The sequence below is a fragment of the Microvirga lupini genome (assembly GCF_014191055.1).
GTDB classification, from domain to species: domain Bacteria; phylum Pseudomonadota; class Alphaproteobacteria; order Rhizobiales; family Beijerinckiaceae; genus Microvirga; species Microvirga lupini_A.
This window is the reverse complement of sequence record NZ_JACHWB010000009.1, coordinates 38,871-53,682: the sequence shown is the minus strand read 5'-3', so window position 1 is coordinate 53,682 and position 14,812 is coordinate 38,871. Positions and strand designations below refer to the sequence as shown.

General features: G+C 59.5%; 14 protein-coding genes and 1 pseudogene. 11 read left to right on the top strand and 4 right to left on the bottom strand.

Annotated features, from left to right (window positions below; genetic code table 11):
• Positions 1-32: 32 nt before the first annotated feature.
• Positions 33-1,127: an AraC-like ligand-binding domain-containing protein gene (locus FHR70_RS21640; protein WP_183454127.1), complete on the bottom strand. Its 1,095-nt coding sequence runs from the start codon at positions 1,125-1,127 to the stop codon at positions 33-35.
• 224 nt (positions 1,128-1,351) lie between these two features.
• Here FHR70_RS21640 and FHR70_RS21635 point away from each other — a divergent pair, with 224 nt between their 5' ends.
• The 3 genes from FHR70_RS21635 to FHR70_RS21625 all read left to right on the top strand — a co-directional run bounded on the left by FHR70_RS21635 (position 1,352) and on the right by FHR70_RS21625 (position 3,537).
• On the top strand, positions 1,352-1,783 hold the full coding sequence (locus FHR70_RS21635; protein ID WP_183454126.1) for a response regulator: 432 nt from the start codon (positions 1,352-1,354) through the stop codon (positions 1,781-1,783).
• A 794-nt stretch (positions 1,784-2,577) separates the two neighbouring features.
• Positions 2,578-3,267, top strand: coding sequence for a CYTH domain-containing protein (locus FHR70_RS21630; RefSeq protein ID WP_183454125.1), 690 nt, complete (start codon positions 2,578-2,580; stop codon positions 3,265-3,267).
• 51 nt (positions 3,268-3,318) lie between these two features.
• Positions 3,319-3,537, top strand: a complete 219-nt coding sequence (locus FHR70_RS21625; protein WP_343058863.1) for a WGR domain-containing protein — start codon at positions 3,319-3,321, stop codon at positions 3,535-3,537.
• An 18-nt stretch (positions 3,538-3,555) separates the two neighbouring features.
• Here FHR70_RS21625 and FHR70_RS21620 read toward each other — a convergent pair whose 3' ends face one another.
• Positions 3,556-4,221 carry a ParA family protein gene (locus FHR70_RS21620; RefSeq protein WP_183454121.1) on the bottom strand — a complete coding sequence of 222 codons (666 nt, stop codon included), beginning with the start codon at positions 4,219-4,221 and terminating at the stop codon, positions 3,556-3,558.
• Between the two features lie 446 nt (positions 4,222-4,667).
• On the opposite strand from FHR70_RS21620, the gene FHR70_RS21615 reads away from it, so the two are divergent.
• Both FHR70_RS21615 and FHR70_RS21610 read left to right on the top strand, forming a co-directional pair.
• On the top strand, positions 4,668-4,772 hold the full coding sequence (locus FHR70_RS21615) for a helix-turn-helix domain-containing protein (RefSeq protein ID WP_183454119.1): 105 nt from the start codon (positions 4,668-4,670) through the stop codon (positions 4,770-4,772).
• A 39-nt stretch (positions 4,773-4,811) separates the two neighbouring features.
• Positions 4,812-5,162, top strand: a complete 351-nt coding sequence (locus tag FHR70_RS21610) for a helix-turn-helix domain-containing protein (RefSeq protein WP_183454117.1) — start codon at positions 4,812-4,814, stop codon at positions 5,160-5,162.
• A gap of 202 nt (positions 5,163-5,364) precedes the next feature.
• On the opposite strand, the gene FHR70_RS21605 is transcribed toward FHR70_RS21610, so the two are convergent.
• Positions 5,365-6,630 carry a CaiB/BaiF CoA transferase family protein gene (locus FHR70_RS21605; protein WP_183454115.1) on the bottom strand — a complete coding sequence of 422 codons (1,266 nt, stop codon included), beginning with the start codon at positions 6,628-6,630 and terminating at the stop codon, positions 5,365-5,367.
• Positions 6,631-6,841: 211 nt separating this feature from the next.
• Positions 6,842-8,095: a four-carbon acid sugar kinase family protein gene (locus tag FHR70_RS21600; protein ID WP_183454113.1), complete on the bottom strand. Its 1,254-nt coding sequence runs from the start codon at positions 8,093-8,095 to the stop codon at positions 6,842-6,844.
• 545 nt (positions 8,096-8,640) lie between these two features.
• On the opposite strand from FHR70_RS21600, the gene FHR70_RS21595 reads away from it, so the two are divergent.
• From FHR70_RS21595 to FHR70_RS21570, 6 genes and pseudogenes are all read left to right on the top strand, one after another.
• Positions 8,641-9,879, top strand: coding sequence for an aspartate aminotransferase family protein (locus tag FHR70_RS21595; RefSeq protein ID WP_183454110.1), 1,239 nt, complete (start codon positions 8,641-8,643; stop codon positions 9,877-9,879).
• 88 nt (positions 9,880-9,967) lie between these two features.
• Positions 9,968-10,152 (top strand): annotated as a pseudogene (locus tag FHR70_RS21590) (3-hydroxyacyl-CoA dehydrogenase family protein); the annotation flags it as partial.
• Between the two features lie 59 nt (positions 10,153-10,211).
• The gene (locus FHR70_RS21585; RefSeq protein WP_183454106.1) at positions 10,212-11,138 is read left to right on the top strand and encodes a DMT family transporter; all 927 of its coding nucleotides are present in this window, start codon (positions 10,212-10,214) and stop codon (positions 11,136-11,138) included.
• Between the two features lie 133 nt (positions 11,139-11,271).
• The gene (gene otnK, locus FHR70_RS21580) at positions 11,272-12,567 is read left to right on the top strand and encodes a 3-oxo-tetronate kinase (protein WP_210277740.1); all 1,296 of its coding nucleotides are present in this window, start codon (positions 11,272-11,274) and stop codon (positions 12,565-12,567) included.
• Positions 12,554-13,201 carry a class II aldolase/adducin family protein gene (locus FHR70_RS21575; protein WP_183454104.1) on the top strand — a complete coding sequence of 216 codons (648 nt, stop codon included), beginning with the start codon at positions 12,554-12,556 and terminating at the stop codon, positions 13,199-13,201. The genes otnK and FHR70_RS21575 overlap by 14 nt, the downstream gene beginning before the upstream one ends.
• Before the next feature lie 127 nt (positions 13,202-13,328).
• A complete protein-coding gene (locus tag FHR70_RS21570; RefSeq protein WP_183454102.1) occupies positions 13,329-14,150 on the top strand; it encodes a shikimate dehydrogenase family protein in 822 nt (273 codons plus the stop codon).
• Positions 14,151-14,812 lie beyond the last annotated feature (662 nt).

The following is a 14,812-nucleotide window of genomic DNA, read 5'->3' as shown; positions in this document are numbered from 1 at the left end:
CTCAAGCGGAGGAACAAAGGTCGTAGGGTTAATCACACCCGAAGATCGCGAATCCACTGCGCTACGACTGGGCCATTTGAGCCAGACCGACCGCGTTGAACGGCAATCTGAGCCAGTGTTCCCTCAGAGCGAGCATCCCGGGGCGACATGTCAAATACCCGCCGGAAACCACGGCTGAAGGCGGCCTCATTGCCGAAGCCCCACGAGTAGGCAATATCCGAGATAGTGCGGTGGGCGTGACTGGGGGAGGTGATCTCGGCAAAGCAGCGGAACATCCGACGCTCGCGGATATACCCGCTCAACCCGCCGAGCGGCTCGAACATGCGCACAAGGGTTGCCCGTGACACGTGGAACTCACGGGTGATGCGATCGACGGTCAGACCTGGATCGGCCAGGCTGACGTCGATGTAGCGCTTGATGGTCAGGAGCAGGGCGCCCCTCCTGGCCGCCGCGGCTATCTCCTGTGTATCCGCCGAAGGGCCGAAACAGCCGGCGATCAGGCTCGCTGTCGCCTCGGAGATGGCTGCACCATCCTCCGCAGTCAACGAACCAACCGTTTTATGGATCGTCTGCATGTAGGTGGCGAGCACATGGCCGAGTCCTGTCTGGCCTGAGTGCACAATCCCATGCAGTTCGTCGGGATGCTTTAGAAGCGGCTCTAATACGGCCCGAGGAACGATGAAGTTTAAATTATGGAAGTTGTCGGCCTGCGTTTGCAATGTCTGGGAGAGGTCAAGAATGCTGACATCGCCCGGCCTGACCTGTATCGGCCGGCCTTCGACCTCGCCGGCATAGCCGCCCTGTAAGTAAAGCTGGACGAGGTAATGATCGACGCCGCTGCGGGCGACGGTGAGTGGCGAACGACGAAACTGCTGAGCGTTCGCCGACACACTCCCAAGGACGAGAGGCCCGAGATGGTAGCTGTCGACTTCAACTTCGAAAGTATCGATTGCTCTAAGATCTGGCAACGCCACATCGAACAGAGGAGAGGCTATGCTGCGCCATGACCAGAATGCCTCCTCAGTGGATGAGGCTGTAGATCCGTCGAAGGAAAAGGACGGCAGGCCTGACATGATTGATCGAGCGCCCCGGGTCAGATTGTGTCGTTCTTCGAACTTGATAAACACTACCAGTCCGAGAGGAAAAAGGGATACGTAGTTCCCGCAACCTGTAAAGCATTTTGATCGTAGTCAGTCAGCCGATGATCTGTCGGCTGGTGCCTCACTGCTCAAGAATACCGAATAAGACATTAACTATCTGGTGACCATAACCAACTCTTGCCAAGTCGTGTCTTGAACGCTCGCCACAATTGGCCGTTAACCACGCAGTTGTGTTCAATAAGGTTGCGTAGATGAGACCTATTCTGTCCCCGTTGGCTCGTCCCAATCAGGCGAAGAAATCAGCCCCGAAATCCCTGCGCCAGCGTGTTCTCGTCGTGGAAGACGAGTTGATCATCGGAGAAATCGCGGCCGAAGCTCTAACAGATGCGGGTTACGAGGTGTTCACTGCGGCCAGCGCCGAGGAGGCCGAGATCATTCTGAGGGACATGTCCGTGGATGTTTTGTTCACCGACAACAATCTAGGCGGGCAAGACGGCTTTGAACTCGCACAGGCCGTTTTGTCTTGCCAATCACTCCTGTCGATTGTCTTTACCTCAGGCCGTTCCCGGATCTACCACGGTATGTGCGCGTCAGTGGGAGTTCCTTTCCTCGCTAAGCCTTACCCCCTCACGGACTTAGTGGAGATGGTCAAGCGGGCCTCGAAGGCGGTCACGACACAGTGACAGATCCTTCCGCGTGTCAGTGTTCGACAATACTGGCCCAAGGGCAGAACGATTCTCCAGGAGCCATCCGGTAGCGTCCGCATCTTCAACAACAACAGTTGATCCATCTTCGATCGCCGCACACTGTTCTGATATCTGAGTTTGTAGAAGCTCTGCGACGCGGAGGTGAGTCCTCACATCCTGCGAGACATCGGCATTACCGCAGCCCGAGGGATTAACATTCCGGTTGCAATTCTGTTAGGTCACCTCGCGTCGAACTGATGGTGTGCGTCGCCACAGTTCGATTTCTCGTGCCGGCATCTACATGGATTATGCGATGCCGGAATACATCGCACGTGCCCTGGTGAGAGGTCTGGTGCTCAGCCTCTCGCCAGCGTGCATCGTGTTTGTGCACAGCGTTCAGTTGCATCTCCAGCGATCATGGCGCATTGTGATAGGGTGGTGTTGCAACCGGCATCACAGAAGCGCCCTGACAGCGAACGCCGCACGGCTAACTCTGTCAGGGCGTTGTCATTTGTGTGAGCCATGCTCTCATGGGTGGGGAGCGCGTACTCAGGATGTGGCCCCCAGACTACCAACACGTCGTTGCATCCTGCCAGACTGCACCGACACGCCTACGTTGATCGACTGTTTCTCCAAAATCAAGCTTATGTGACTGTAGAAAGAGATCCGTAAGGAGAGGTCTCGGGCAAGGCTGAGCGGAAATCATATTCCGAGGTTCAGGGTTGCCATCGCCTTCCTCCGCCCTGTACCAAAGGCAGGCGTCCTCAATTCCTTAGATCCTCTGGGTTTTTATGACTGCTCGTCGCCGCTTTCTGCTCGCCCCTTCCTTCGCCCGCCTGATCCAGCGCGAGCGGGGTGGGCTGCGCCACGTCGAGGGCTTCTTCCCCGAGCAGCGGGATCGCTCCTCCTGGGTTCGCCTCAAAGAAGGGAAAGGCCTGCTGATCCTCAAGACACCTGGCCTTGACGGCGAGGTCGAGGACCAGACCGAAATCCCGGTCGCCCATGCTCACGCGCTGCTCGATGTCTGCGCCGGCGAGATCGACTACACCCGGACCACCGTGCCGATCAGCGAGGCGCACGCCTTCGTCGACGAGACTATCCGTCCTCGTGTCCTGCATCTGGTCACTGTAGAATTCGCATCTGAAGGGGAGGCGAGCGCCTTTCGCCCGCTGGAATGGTTCGGGCCGGAGGTGACGGAAGAGCGGCGCTACACCCACCAGTCCATCGCGCTTCGAGGGCTTGATGACGCTCCTGAGATCTCGGTGTCCGATGCGGCGCTCAACAGCCTGATCGATACCCTGGAAAACCGCTTCCCTGTTCAGGCGCGGATGGCCAGCAACAAGCCCAAGGCCAAGCAGTTGGCGGTGACCAGGGCCAAGGCACAAGCCAGTGCCGAAGTTGTCCAAGTTAACCTCGACGAGATCGAGCAGGCCATGTTGCGCGAGATCGAGAATACACTCCAGAAGGGCAAGCGCGAGTAAGGGACGACCCGCCCGATGCCCGATGCCCGTTCACCCATACGACACCACCTAGTGCTCTATCGACGTGATCTGGAGCAGGGCAGGGCACGCTTCTTCAGCCTGATGATTGAACGCGACCTGTTCGGGACGATCCGACTGGTGCGGAATTGGGGAGCGGTCGGCTCCAAGGGCCAGGAGAAGGTCGATCTCTACCCGAATGAGGCCGCAGCTGCTCGGGCGCTTGAAGGCTGGGCTGAAACCCAGCGGGAGAAGGGCTACACGGACCTGTGAAGCCCTTCTCAATGCCGATCAGGCCGATTGAGGCTCATTGCTTGTCATCGCCTTTATCGCCTCGAAGCTCCTTGTAAGCGCCCGCCAAAGGCTGCCGATCTCCTCCGATGCAGGCGACCCGGAGCTGAACTCGTTCACACCGGCTCCATGAGCCAGGGAAAGCGACAGTTTGGGGGAATGCGTGATCTGACCCGACCATGTGGGAACGTCGAGCGCCTGCATCGCCCCTCGCGCATCCCTAACCATCAGGTCATCCGAGCCGTTCTTGGCCGGTGCAGCGTTGATTACCACCGCGTAGGGCTTCTTGAGGTCACGGCACATTTGGATCGTGGCCTGAACAGCATCGACATCGAACAGACCCGGGCGCATGGGGATCACGACAAGATCCGCGTGCCAGATCGCCTCGGCCACAGGTGCTTCCGCGTTCGGCGGTGTGTCGATCAGAACCCATTCAGCCCCGGCGCGCCGCGCCTTCGCCAAGGTAGCCGCGAGATGCTTGGTGCCAACATGAAGTCCAAGGTCCCGTAAGCCCCGAACCCGGTGCCAGAGGGTCAGGGATCCCTGCGGATCCGCGTCAATCAGGAGTGTCGGCCGGGCATTTTCGGCCATATAGCTCCCGAGATGCGCGGCAAGGGTGCTCTTTCCAGAACCTCCCTTGCGGGACGCGAAAACCACGACATTCATGCCATTTCCCCCGGTCTTGATCAGGCCATCTATCGTCGCGCGGGTATGGTTAACGGAGCCTTACTGCCGGGCAGGCAGCAAAACGCCCTCACCGTGGGGTCGTGACAGACCTCCGGCTGAGGGCGGTTGGAGCCCCAGCCAAGGAAATCGGGTGGATCCTCAGCCAGGGCTGATGCGGCTCAAGGAGGCTGAAACCGCACGAGGCAACCTTGGCCGTTCAACCGTGGCAATTTTATGGACCCTGTTCCTACTATATCCTTGTCGTAGCTTTTGATGCGCGCCAGACCGATATCATGCCAGATAGGTTTGTGCCGCCATCCCGCAGAGCAACAGCAGACTTCTTGTCAAAAGGCTTATTATGCGAAATGTTATCGCGTTATGGCGAATTCTAATCTGAATTGCAAATGCTGTTACAAGTACAAAGCCCGCATTCGCACGGAGGCTGCATGACCCTACCCTATACTCATCTGACCTTGGCGGAGCGCCGCGAGATTTACCGCCTGCGCTGGGCTCAGATCCCAGTGGCTGTGATCGCCCAGCGCCTAGACTGACATCCTTCGACCATCTACCGCAAGATCTCCCGCAATTGGATGCATGATGACGAGCCACTCTACCAAGGCTACTTCCATGGGGCAGCCGACATGCAGGCCCGAGCCAGGCGTCAGCGCCTGGGCAAGCTCTCACGCTATCCCGCTCTGGCCATCCATGTGATCGACTGTCTTAAGGCAGCTTGGTCGCCCGAACAGATCGCCGGCCGCTTGCAGGTATCAGGCGCGCCCGAGCGCGTCTCACATGAGACCATCTACCGGTTTGTCTATGGTCCCCAGGGGCAGCATCTCGGGCTGTCCCTGGATCTGCCCATGGCTCAGCGCCGGCGGCGGATCCGCTACCAACGCAAGCCGCGTGGTCTCTTCATCCCGGCGGCCAACACTCTCGGATGAGACGCTGATCGACATCTGTGAGCGGCTCAACGAGACGCCGCGCAAGTGTCTGGGCTACCGCACACCGGCAGAGGTTCTGATGAACGCTCTGGATCCCTGGCTGCCAGAGCTGCGCACCCCTGACCAGCGCAGCCCCGGGAGCCCTTGGGTGAGAGGCTATCCCCAGTACCCCACTCATCGCATTTCGGTTTGGTTCCTCATATCAATCCTGTGATTCCCCTGTTCCGTTCTGCCGTGCAATTGCCGTGTCGCCGACGTCGAAGCAGGCGACGACACCGGCGGCCGCGAGGCTGTCGATTCGAGGATCGTCGAGACCGAGAACATCTCGCAAGACGACGCGGGTGTCCTCACCCAGCAAAGGCGGAGCCTTGGCCGCGTGTGCTTTCTGGGCGGCGATGCCATGTGCGGCACGGATGAGCGACACCGGACCGAGCGTCGAGTGCTCGATTCGTTCGATGACACCGCGTTCTACGACGCTCGGGCTCTGCAGGGCTTCAGCGACGCTCTTCACCCGCCCTGCCGGCACGCTCGCTGCCTGGCAGGCGTCGATCCAATGCTGGCAGGTGTTCTGGCGAATGATCTGAGCCAAGAGAGGCAGCAACTCGTCGCGATGCAGGGCCCGCTTATGAGAGGTGACGAAGCGCGGGTCGCGGGCAAGCTCGGGCCTGTCGATCACGCGCTCGCAGAAATCGATGAACATGCGATCGTTGCCAACCGCAAGCGCGAAGTCGCCGTCGGCAGTCTCGAATATCTGGTAGGGTACGACTGTAGGGTGAGCATTTCCATAACGGACCGGCTCGACGCCGGCGTTCAGATACCCCGTGCCGATATTTATCAGCATGTTCAGCGCCGAGTCGAGCAGCGCGACGTCGATATGCTGCCCGAGACCGGATTCTCGCCGCTGATAGAGCGCGGCGAGAATCGACTGCGTCGCGGTCATGCCGGCGACCACATCGGTGAACGCGACACCCAGCCGGGTTGGAGGACCATCGACTTGGCCGGTGATCGACATGAGCCCGCTTTCAGCCTGCATGATGAAGTCATAGCCGGGTCGATCCCGCTCAGGGCCCGACTGACCGTAGCCCGAGATCGAGCAGTAGATGATCGCCGGGTTGATCTTGCAGACATCTTCGTAGCCGATCCCCAGCCGCTCGACTGTGCCCGCACGGAAATTTTCGACGAGTACGTCGGCTTTTGCGGCGAGATCCAGGACGATCTTGCGGCCCTCGGGCGCCTTCAGGTCCACCGCGATGCTGTGCTTGCCCCGATTTGCACAGAGATAATAGGTGCTGACGCCCTTGTAATTCGGAACAGACCACGCGCGAGTGTCGTCTCCTCCCTTGATGCTCTCGATCTTCCAGACTTCGGCCCCCAGGTCGGCCAGGCTCATTGTCGTCCACGGACCAGCCAGTACTCGGGTCAAGTCGAGAACGCGGATCCCTTGCAATGGCAGTGTCTGCTCAGTCATGTTCTCTCCCCATGTTGCAGCGAGTGCAGGCCGACAGAGCCGGCTCGAGTGGATTGGCAAAGCAGCGCTCGATGAAGTGATCGTCGCCCCGACCACCACGAGTCAACGGCGGTTCCGAGCTACCTTGTTCGGCAAGTGGAGATTGGGTGCGGGGTAGATTGATCCGAACGATCTCGGGATTCGACATCTGATCAACAAGGCATGCCCTTCCTCAGCAGTTCATAAATTCCAGCGCACGAAGTAGAATGTCATCTCCGCCAAGCTTGCCCGGCTTCAGGTAGAATGAAATCGGGTCAGCCTCTTCCGTCACGCAGAAGCCAGTGCCGAGCGCCCCCTCCGGGAATGCTCGGACAGCACGCACCTCTAGAGCGGATACGACAGAACCGGACGTCTCACCCCCGGCAACCACGAAGCGTCGGATGCCGCGCTCACGGAGTCCGCGCGCGATTCCTCCGAGCAAACGCTCTGCACGTCGTGCCGCACCGAGGGGTCCGAAAGCGGACTGAGCACGCTCGACTCCGGTTGCGTCGGTCGCAGTCGAGATGGCGAACGGCTTCCTTCCTACGAGTGGCTCCGCCCATTGCACTGCGTCCGCGACCACCGCTTCCTCTGAGCGCGGGTCAAGGAGATCAAGCGAAAGTACAGGGAACTCTGTCCTAAAAGTCTCGAGCTGCTCGAGGATGACAGGGCCGACAGTTCCGGCAAGCACGGCAGCCGGGCCGCCGGCATGCCGTGGAGCCGCTCTGCCTGCCACCTTGTCGGCGACGAAATGTCTCGCGTAAGAAATGAGGAACGGATCGCTGGCGGCGACTGCACAATTTCTTGTAGCCGCGAAGCTCGCTGCAGTCGCGATGTCATCATCGTCACTGGCATCGAAGAAGATATGACCATTACCCTGGGCGCTCAGCTCATCGACGGCCTTTGCAACCGCCGCGGCGCCTTTGCGCAGCACCGAATGATTGACGAGACCGATGCGTTCCTTCGTCTGTAGTGACAGAAAGCGCACCAGGTCGGGATCGGACATCGGCGTTAGTGGATCGAGACGTTTGATGGACTCGGAGACGAGGCGGCCACGGTAGAACAGATAGCCTTGGTGTACAGTGATGTTGAAGAGCGGGAACCCTGCCGCCATCAGTACGGGTCGAACCCCCGTTCGCTCCGCCAGGAAGTCCGCCGCAGGACCGATGTTGCCCTCGGATGTCGAATCGAAGCTCGCGCACGCCTTGTAGGCGAAGCGGGTGCAGCCGGCTTGTGCAAAAGCATTCACAAAGGTTTCCAGTTCGGCCAGAGCCTCCTGAACTGCCACCGTTCGGGTCCGCGTGCCTGCAATGACGACAGGAGCATCGCCTGCGACGGCGGATGGATCGAACACGACTGGACAGGGAATGCCGGCTCCCTCTAGGTAGGATGCCACCATGAGGGCGCCTGTGTAGTCATCTGCGATGATGCCGAGGGTTGGTGCCATTGCGTCTCTCACGAGTTGATCGTTTCGCAGGCGATTTGCGCCAGAGCATTCAGTGGTTCCATGTCGCGGATCATCCGCCTCCTCCGCTTAAGATGATCGTTCCATTTTCATGAGGCTGGCACAGCTTCCTTGACCGTTCAATCGAGCGATGGGCTGGAGCGGCAAGCAGGCCTGTCGATCGTATCCGTTACCCGAGTGCTTCAAGCGGTCTGGAAACGCCACTCACCCTCGTAACGGTCGGCGGCGAGATCTTTGTGGGACACCTGCGACGGCGGGAAATCGGCTGCCGCGGGGCTGAGCGCGGGGCGCCGGCGTCTCCCGTCCGTAGGTTGCAAGTGACGAATGGGCTTGACGGAGCCTCTTACCGGTTTGTTGCACGGATAAGGCTGGAGCGAGTTTCCCGAGAGATAGGCGCCCGCTGAAACGACAGAACTCATAAAAAGCCTCCACCGTCTATGCGTAACGGCTTGCCGAAATAGGATATATCAAATATCTTTTGCTCGACAAGGGAAACAGCGTGCTGCTCGAGTGGAGACGCGAATCTTATGAACCAGAATATTGTGACGTCGCTTGACCAGCAGCTCCGGTCACGCGCCGAAAAGGTTGTTCCCGGCGGCATGTACGGTCATCTCAACGCCCGCCCCCTGCCGCCCGGCTATCCGCAGTTCTTCGCGAAGGGCGAGGGATGTCATCTGTGGGATGTCGACGGGCGTCGCTATATCGACTTCATGTGCAGTTGGGGTCCGATCTTGCTGGGGCATAAGTATCCGGCGGTCGAAGAAGCGGTCGAGCGCCAGCGCCAGCAGGGCGACTGCCTCAATGGGCCGACCGAGCGCATGGTCGAACTGGCTGAGAAGTTGGTGGCGAACATCCCCCATGCCGACTGGGCCATGTTTCAGAAAAATGGCACGGACGCGACGACGTCGGCAATCACCGTAGCTCGTGCGGGTACCGGTCGACGCAAGATTCTGGTCGCCAGAGGGGCCTACCACGGCGCGGCCCCCTGGTGTACGCCGTCGGTTGTAGGGGTCACCGCCGAAGATCGGGCGCATCTCGTCCATTTCGAGTTCAACAACATCGAGAGTCTTGAAGCTGCGGCCGAGGCTGCAAAAGGCGATATTGCTGCAATTCTGGTCGCAGCGTTCAAGCATGACCTCAGTGTGGATCAGATGCTGCCTGATCCCCCGTTCGCTCAGCGCGCTCGTGAAATTTGCAATGAAGTGGGCGCAGCTCTGATCATTGACGAGGTTCGCGCTGGTTTTCGGCTTTCTGTTGGCGGAAGCTGGGAGAAGCTCGGCATACGCCCCGACCTGGCGGCTTGGAGCAAGGCGATAGCGAACGGCTACCCTTTGGCTGCGCTAACGGGCAACGATCGGTTCCGAGACGCCGCCAGCCGGATCTATGTGACGGGGTCCTTCTGGATGGGCGCTGTTTCCATGGCCGCGGCGATAGCCACGATCGACGAACTGCTTGCCACAAACGGGATCGCCCATATGGAGCGCATCGGCACGCGACTGCGGGACGGCATTGCTGAACAGGCCATGCGCCATGGGATCCGTCTTCGGCAAACCGGTCCGGTGCAAATGCCGCTCATCCTGTTCGATGACGATCCGTCATTCGCAAAGGGCGCACGGTTTGCCTCTGAAGCGATCAAGCGCGGAGTCTATATGCATCCGCGCCACAACATGTTCCTGTCGCTCGCGCACACGGAGAGCGATATTGATGAAACGCTGGAGGTAACCGACGTTGCCTTGGCTCGCCTAGCGTCCGAGTACCGAGCCTGAGTTCGTGGCCGACGTGTCTTTCGCTGCGCGAGCATGCAGCAGGAAAGACTTCGCCTCGCGGGCATACGGCAGCCGTATGCCCGCGAGGCGCCTGAACGATCTCATCGGCCGCGACAGCTGCCTGTCGATCATGCAGGTGCTGCCCGAGGGTCTGGCCGATTCTAAATACCGTCCCTGCCTGCTTCCGGCAGGACATCTAGAAGCCGGCTGTCTCGGCTGGAAAATCAGGCGCGGCTTCGACGGTTCCCCGGTGAGAAGCCGGTTCCGACCCGCTACGTCGGTCCTGGATGGGTAAGCGTGACGCCTGAGAGTCCTAGCACAGCGAGTTGCAGATGACGAACGGCTATCTTCCTGCCCTCCTGGCCTATGCTGCGTTTTCGTTTGCGGATGCATCGGTCAAGGCCTTAGGCGAGCATCTGTCGATCTTCGAAATAGGCTTTTTTCTCAATCTCTTTGCGGGGCTGATCCTGGTCATGATCCCGCATCCCGATGAACGCTGGCATGATTTTTGGCGCATGGAGCGGCCGTTCGCCGTTCAGGGGCGCGCGATCTGTGGCGTCGCCGCCAGTCTTCTCGGGATCTATGCCTTCACTTCAGTTCCGTTGACCGACGCCTATGCTCTCATCTTCCTCGCGCCGCTTTTCGTCACGATCCTCTCCGTGTTAGTTTTGAAGGAGAAGGTCGGCATCTGGCGATGGTTGGGCGTCGTGCTGGGCTTTGCTGGGGTTCTTCTCGTCGTCAAGCCCGGCTTCCGCGATCTTCAGTGGGGGCACTTGAGCGCGGCCGGAGCTGGTCTTTCGACTGGCACCGCAGTGATTGTTCTCAGGATGGTGGGCGCACATGCGAAGAGAAGCAGCATTCTTGGAACGCTGTTTCTGTATCTCATCTGCACGAATGGTGCGATCCTGCTCTATCGCGGGATGCAGCAACCACGTGCGCTGGAACTTGCCGTCCTCGCCTTTGCCGGTCTTTGCTTCGGCTTAGGACAGCGGGACTTCATTCTTGCGACGCGCTACGGAACCGCCAACCAGATTGCGCCTATGCATTACTCGCAACTCGTTTGGGCCGTGCTTTTCAGTGCCTTGATCTTCAATGAATATCCGGATCCGCTTGGCGTGATCGGACTATTTTGTGTCGCGAGCGCGGGAGTCATTCCGTTGATTCGTGAGCAGATCTTGAAGACGTCCAGCGGTAGGATCCATGAGAGCGCAGGGCGATCGCGTTCTCTCCCTGGGGACTGTAGACGGGGTGAGATGTAGCCGGGCCGATACTGCAAAGAGAAGGGGCGGTTGATCGGAACTCCGATCAACCAAGTGTTGAGCGCAATCATTTAGATTGCGATATTTGATATATCAGCTATGCTACACGTGATATTGAGGCGCGCTGCGGCCAATGACAAAGCCAATTTTTGGTGTGGTAGCCGATGACCTGACTGGCGGGATGGAGACAGCAGCGATGCTGATCGCCCTAGGCATCGATTGCGGGTTTGTAACCGACCCGGAGTTGGTCGTCGACATGGGCGAGACGCCAGCTCTCGTAATAGCGCAGAAAACGCGTGTCGTAGCGGCGGACGAAGCCGTGACGAAGATGGAGAAGGCGGCAAGGGCCCTGCTCGCTCTCGGAACACGGCAGATTTTCTTCAAATACTGCGCCACGTTCGATTCTACGGACAAAGGCAATATTGGCCCCGTATCCGATATGCTGATGGACCTCACAGGCGCTGATTACACGGCTTTTTGCCCCGGCTCACCCAGCCTCCTCAGAACCGTCTACAATGGGCATCTCTTTCTCGGGACCCAGCTGGTTTCCGAGTCGCCTAAGCGAAACGATCCGCTCACGCCGATGACGGATCCCGACCTCGTCCGCGTTCTGCAGCGGCAGACGCAGTTGAAAGTCGGGTTGCTGGCCCATTCGGCAATTCGCGCTGGGCTCGAGCGGCTGCGGGAGCAGGTGGCAAGCCAAGCGGCGGACGGTGCGCGCTACTTCATAACAGATACGATCTGCGGCGAGGACCTCGACGCTCTCGCTGCGCTCACCAGCGACTGGAAGCTGATGACGGGCAATGCTACGCTTGTACAGCATTACCCGAGAGTCTGGAAGGCAAAGGGGCTGATCCCAGCGGCCGACAAGCGGAGGCCACTGCCGTCCGTAGGTGGACCGGGAGCGGTTTTGTCAGGCAGCTGCGCTGAGCGAACGCTTGAACAGCTTGCAGAATTCGAGAGGTCCCGGCCGGTTTTGCGCATGGATCTTCTGTCCGTCGACGGTGCCAACTCAGCAGTTCGCGCGGCACTCGACTGGGCGCTGCCAAAGTTGGAAAGCGGACCGGTAGCCATCGCAACGTCGGCTTCTCCAGACGCGGTCAAACTGGCTCAGGATCGCTACGGCCGAGAGGGCGCTGCCCAACTGGCCGAAAGGATCCTCGGGGGAATCGCTGTCGCCTTGCGCGACGCGGGCGTCCGCCGTTTTGTCGTGGCGGGAGGAGAGAGCTCCGGCTCCATCGTCGGACACCTCGGCATCCGCAAGCTCAGAGTTGGTTCTTATGGTGGACCAGGCATTGGCACAGCAGTCACCGAAGACGAAGAGCCGGTAGCCCTTTGCCTCAAGTCCGGAAAACTGGGCCCCGTCGACCTGTTCATGACAATGCTCGAAGCCATGCTACATCCGGAGAACCCTTATGACCGAGCTTGAACTGCGGCAGTCTCTGCTGGACATCGTGGCGCGCCTTGAAGCGAAAGGCTTTAATCACGGCACAAGCGGGAATGTCAGCTGCCGCATCGGCGACCATATCGTAATCACCCCTACCGGCGGCAATAGTGCTAACATGGCGGTCGACGAGCTCGTGCTGCTCAGGTCGGACGGAACAATAGTTTCAGGCGGGATCCCCTCGAGCGAGTGGCATATGCACCTCGCTATCATGAACGCCCATCCTCATGTGAATGCCGTGATCCATACCCATTCGGACTGCTGTGTCGCTCTATCCTGCTTGGGCAAGCCGATTCCGGCATTCCATTATATGATCGCGAGTTTTGGCGGGAACGACGTGCCTTGTGCGCCCTATGCTACATTCGGCACGCATTCGCTCGCAGAGAGCGCCGTCACAGCCCTCAGGAACCGCAAAGCCTGCCTGCTTGCGAACCACGGAATGATTGCCGTGGGCCAGAGCCTCAACGCGGCCTTCGACCTCACAGTGAAGCTCGAAACGCTCGCCCGGCAGTATCTGCTTGCGTGTCAGGGCGGAGCGCCCGTCATCATTTCTGACAATGAAATGGCCCGGGTACTCGAGCGCTACAACAGCTACGGCCGAGCTCCGCTCCCGGCTTAAGTGAGGCGGGGTTCTTGCTGGAACGAAATGGCTATCGATGCCCTCCAAGGTCCTTGCACGAGCGCTGTACGGCAAGGCGGATGTCGGAACGAGACGGCTACAAGGAAATCCCGTTTACAGGAGCACGATGTTGACGGCCATCACGGGCAAAACTGCGATCCTGCTAATGTTGGCTGATCCCGTCTCACATATCCGGGGCTCAGCACTCATCAACAGCAGCTTCAAGGAGATGAACTTGGATGCTGCAATTTCTCCTATTCATGTACTGCCGGAGGATGTGCCTTTTTGTCTTGATGCCATCCGGCGCATGCGCAATGTTGCGGGATTGGGGATCACCATCCCCCACAAGATCCCTGTGTATTCACTCGTGGACGAGGTGACTGAGGCGGCGCAGCGCATGGGGGCTGTCAATTTCGTGAGGCGAAACTCAGACGGCACATTGGTGGGCCACAACATTGACGGGGAAGGCTTCATCCGAGGCCTGAAGGCACACGAGTTCGCTCCTGTTGGAAAAAAAGTCTTGGTTGTAGGGGCAGGCGGCGTCGGACGCGCAATCGCGCTTGCACTCACGGAGGCAGGTGTCAGCAGCCTTTCCATCGCCAATCGAACTTTCGCGAAGGCTGAAGCACTTGCGCGCGAAGGCGCGGCCATCGCCCCTGCATGCAACAGCAAAGCGGTCGACCTTGACGATCCCGCTGCTCTCGAGGACATTGATCTCCTGGTGAACGCCACGTCGCTCGGGATGCACGAGGGAGACCCCCTCCCACTCGCCGTTGACGGGCTGAGTGCTGCGACGACTGTCGCCGAGGTCATCATCAGCCCGGCGATGACGCCCCTGCTTCAGGCCGCGCAAGACCGAGGTTGTATAACAATTCCCGGAGACGCGATGCTCAAGCCTCAGCCGCAGCTTGTTGCCCAGTTTCTTGGTCTCCGCCCGAGAGCGGAGTGAGATCTGGAGCGGCTTGCCACTCGTGGTCTCCGTTGAAGGTTGCGCCGTGATCAAGCACTTGTCCCACAGGTGAGCCCTCGAGTGCCTTTGTGCACACTTCGCAGGCACCAGATGCGGCTCGAGTCGGCCTGGAGCATTTCTGGATGCAACAGCGCCCGAAATTGGCGAAACACCTTCGCGCCTGCATCTGTATTGCAGTTGTGCTGCCCTGTGTCGAGCCGCTGAACCGTCGGCATTCAACTCGCAAGCCGCATCTTCAGGCCTTGCAGTATCCTATAGACAGTGTCTTCAATAGGCTTGCTGACGCTGAGCCCAGAGGTGGAGAACATGGGCCCGGCCGTTAGCCCGCTGTCGACCGAACAAGCGTGTGCAGACCGAAGGGATGCCGGCGAAGATCAGAGCAGGTCGGGAGTTGGCAGGTAGTCATGCAACGATTGAGACGGGCAGCTCAATCTATACCAGCCTAGATCCCCAGAGATCCGGCAACGGCTCAGCCTTATATGCGTGGCAGGTCTCGGTGGGATGCTCCTTCCAGCTTCATGCTCGTCCAGGCGCCACGGTCCTTGGCCTGAATATCGGACGCACTGGCGGTGCTGCAGCTCGGGGCATCACGGTATCTGCCGATCCCAAGGCCTTCCATAAGCACCCGGCTCTTCCGGCGG

Bases quoted from the DNA above. Each gene is read 5' to 3' on its own strand.
- FHR70_RS21575 (WP_183454104.1), top strand. From the start codon at position 12,554: ATGACCGAGCTTGAACTGCGGCAGTCTCTGCTGGACATCGTGGCGCGC.
- FHR70_RS21610 (WP_183454117.1), top strand. From the start codon at position 4,812: ATGCATGATGACGAGCCACTCTACCAAGGCTACTTCCATGGGGCAGCC.
- FHR70_RS21615 (WP_183454119.1), top strand. From the start codon at position 4,668: ATGACCCTACCCTATACTCATCTGACCTTGGCGGAGCGCCGCGAGATT.
- FHR70_RS21630 (WP_183454125.1), top strand. From the start codon at position 2,578: ATGACTGCTCGTCGCCGCTTTCTGCTCGCCCCTTCCTTCGCCCGCCTG.
- FHR70_RS21620 (WP_183454121.1), bottom strand. From the start codon at position 4,221: ATGAATGTCGTGGTTTTCGCGTCCCGCAAGGGAGGTTCTGGAAAGAGC.
- FHR70_RS21635 (WP_183454126.1), top strand. From the start codon at position 1,352: ATGAGACCTATTCTGTCCCCGTTGGCTCGTCCCAATCAGGCGAAGAAA.
- FHR70_RS21570 (WP_183454102.1), top strand. From the start codon at position 13,329: ATGTTGACGGCCATCACGGGCAAAACTGCGATCCTGCTAATGTTGGCT.
- FHR70_RS21605 (WP_183454115.1), bottom strand. From the start codon at position 6,630: ATGACTGAGCAGACACTGCCATTGCAAGGGATCCGCGTTCTCGACTTG.
- FHR70_RS21585 (WP_183454106.1), top strand. From the start codon at position 10,212: ATGACGAACGGCTATCTTCCTGCCCTCCTGGCCTATGCTGCGTTTTCG.
- FHR70_RS21600 (WP_183454113.1), bottom strand. From the start codon at position 8,095: ATGGCACCAACCCTCGGCATCATCGCAGATGACTACACAGGCGCCCTC.
- FHR70_RS21595 (WP_183454110.1), top strand. From the start codon at position 8,641: ATGAACCAGAATATTGTGACGTCGCTTGACCAGCAGCTCCGGTCACGC.
- otnK (WP_210277740.1), top strand. From the start codon at position 11,272: ATGACAAAGCCAATTTTTGGTGTGGTAGCCGATGACCTGACTGGCGGG.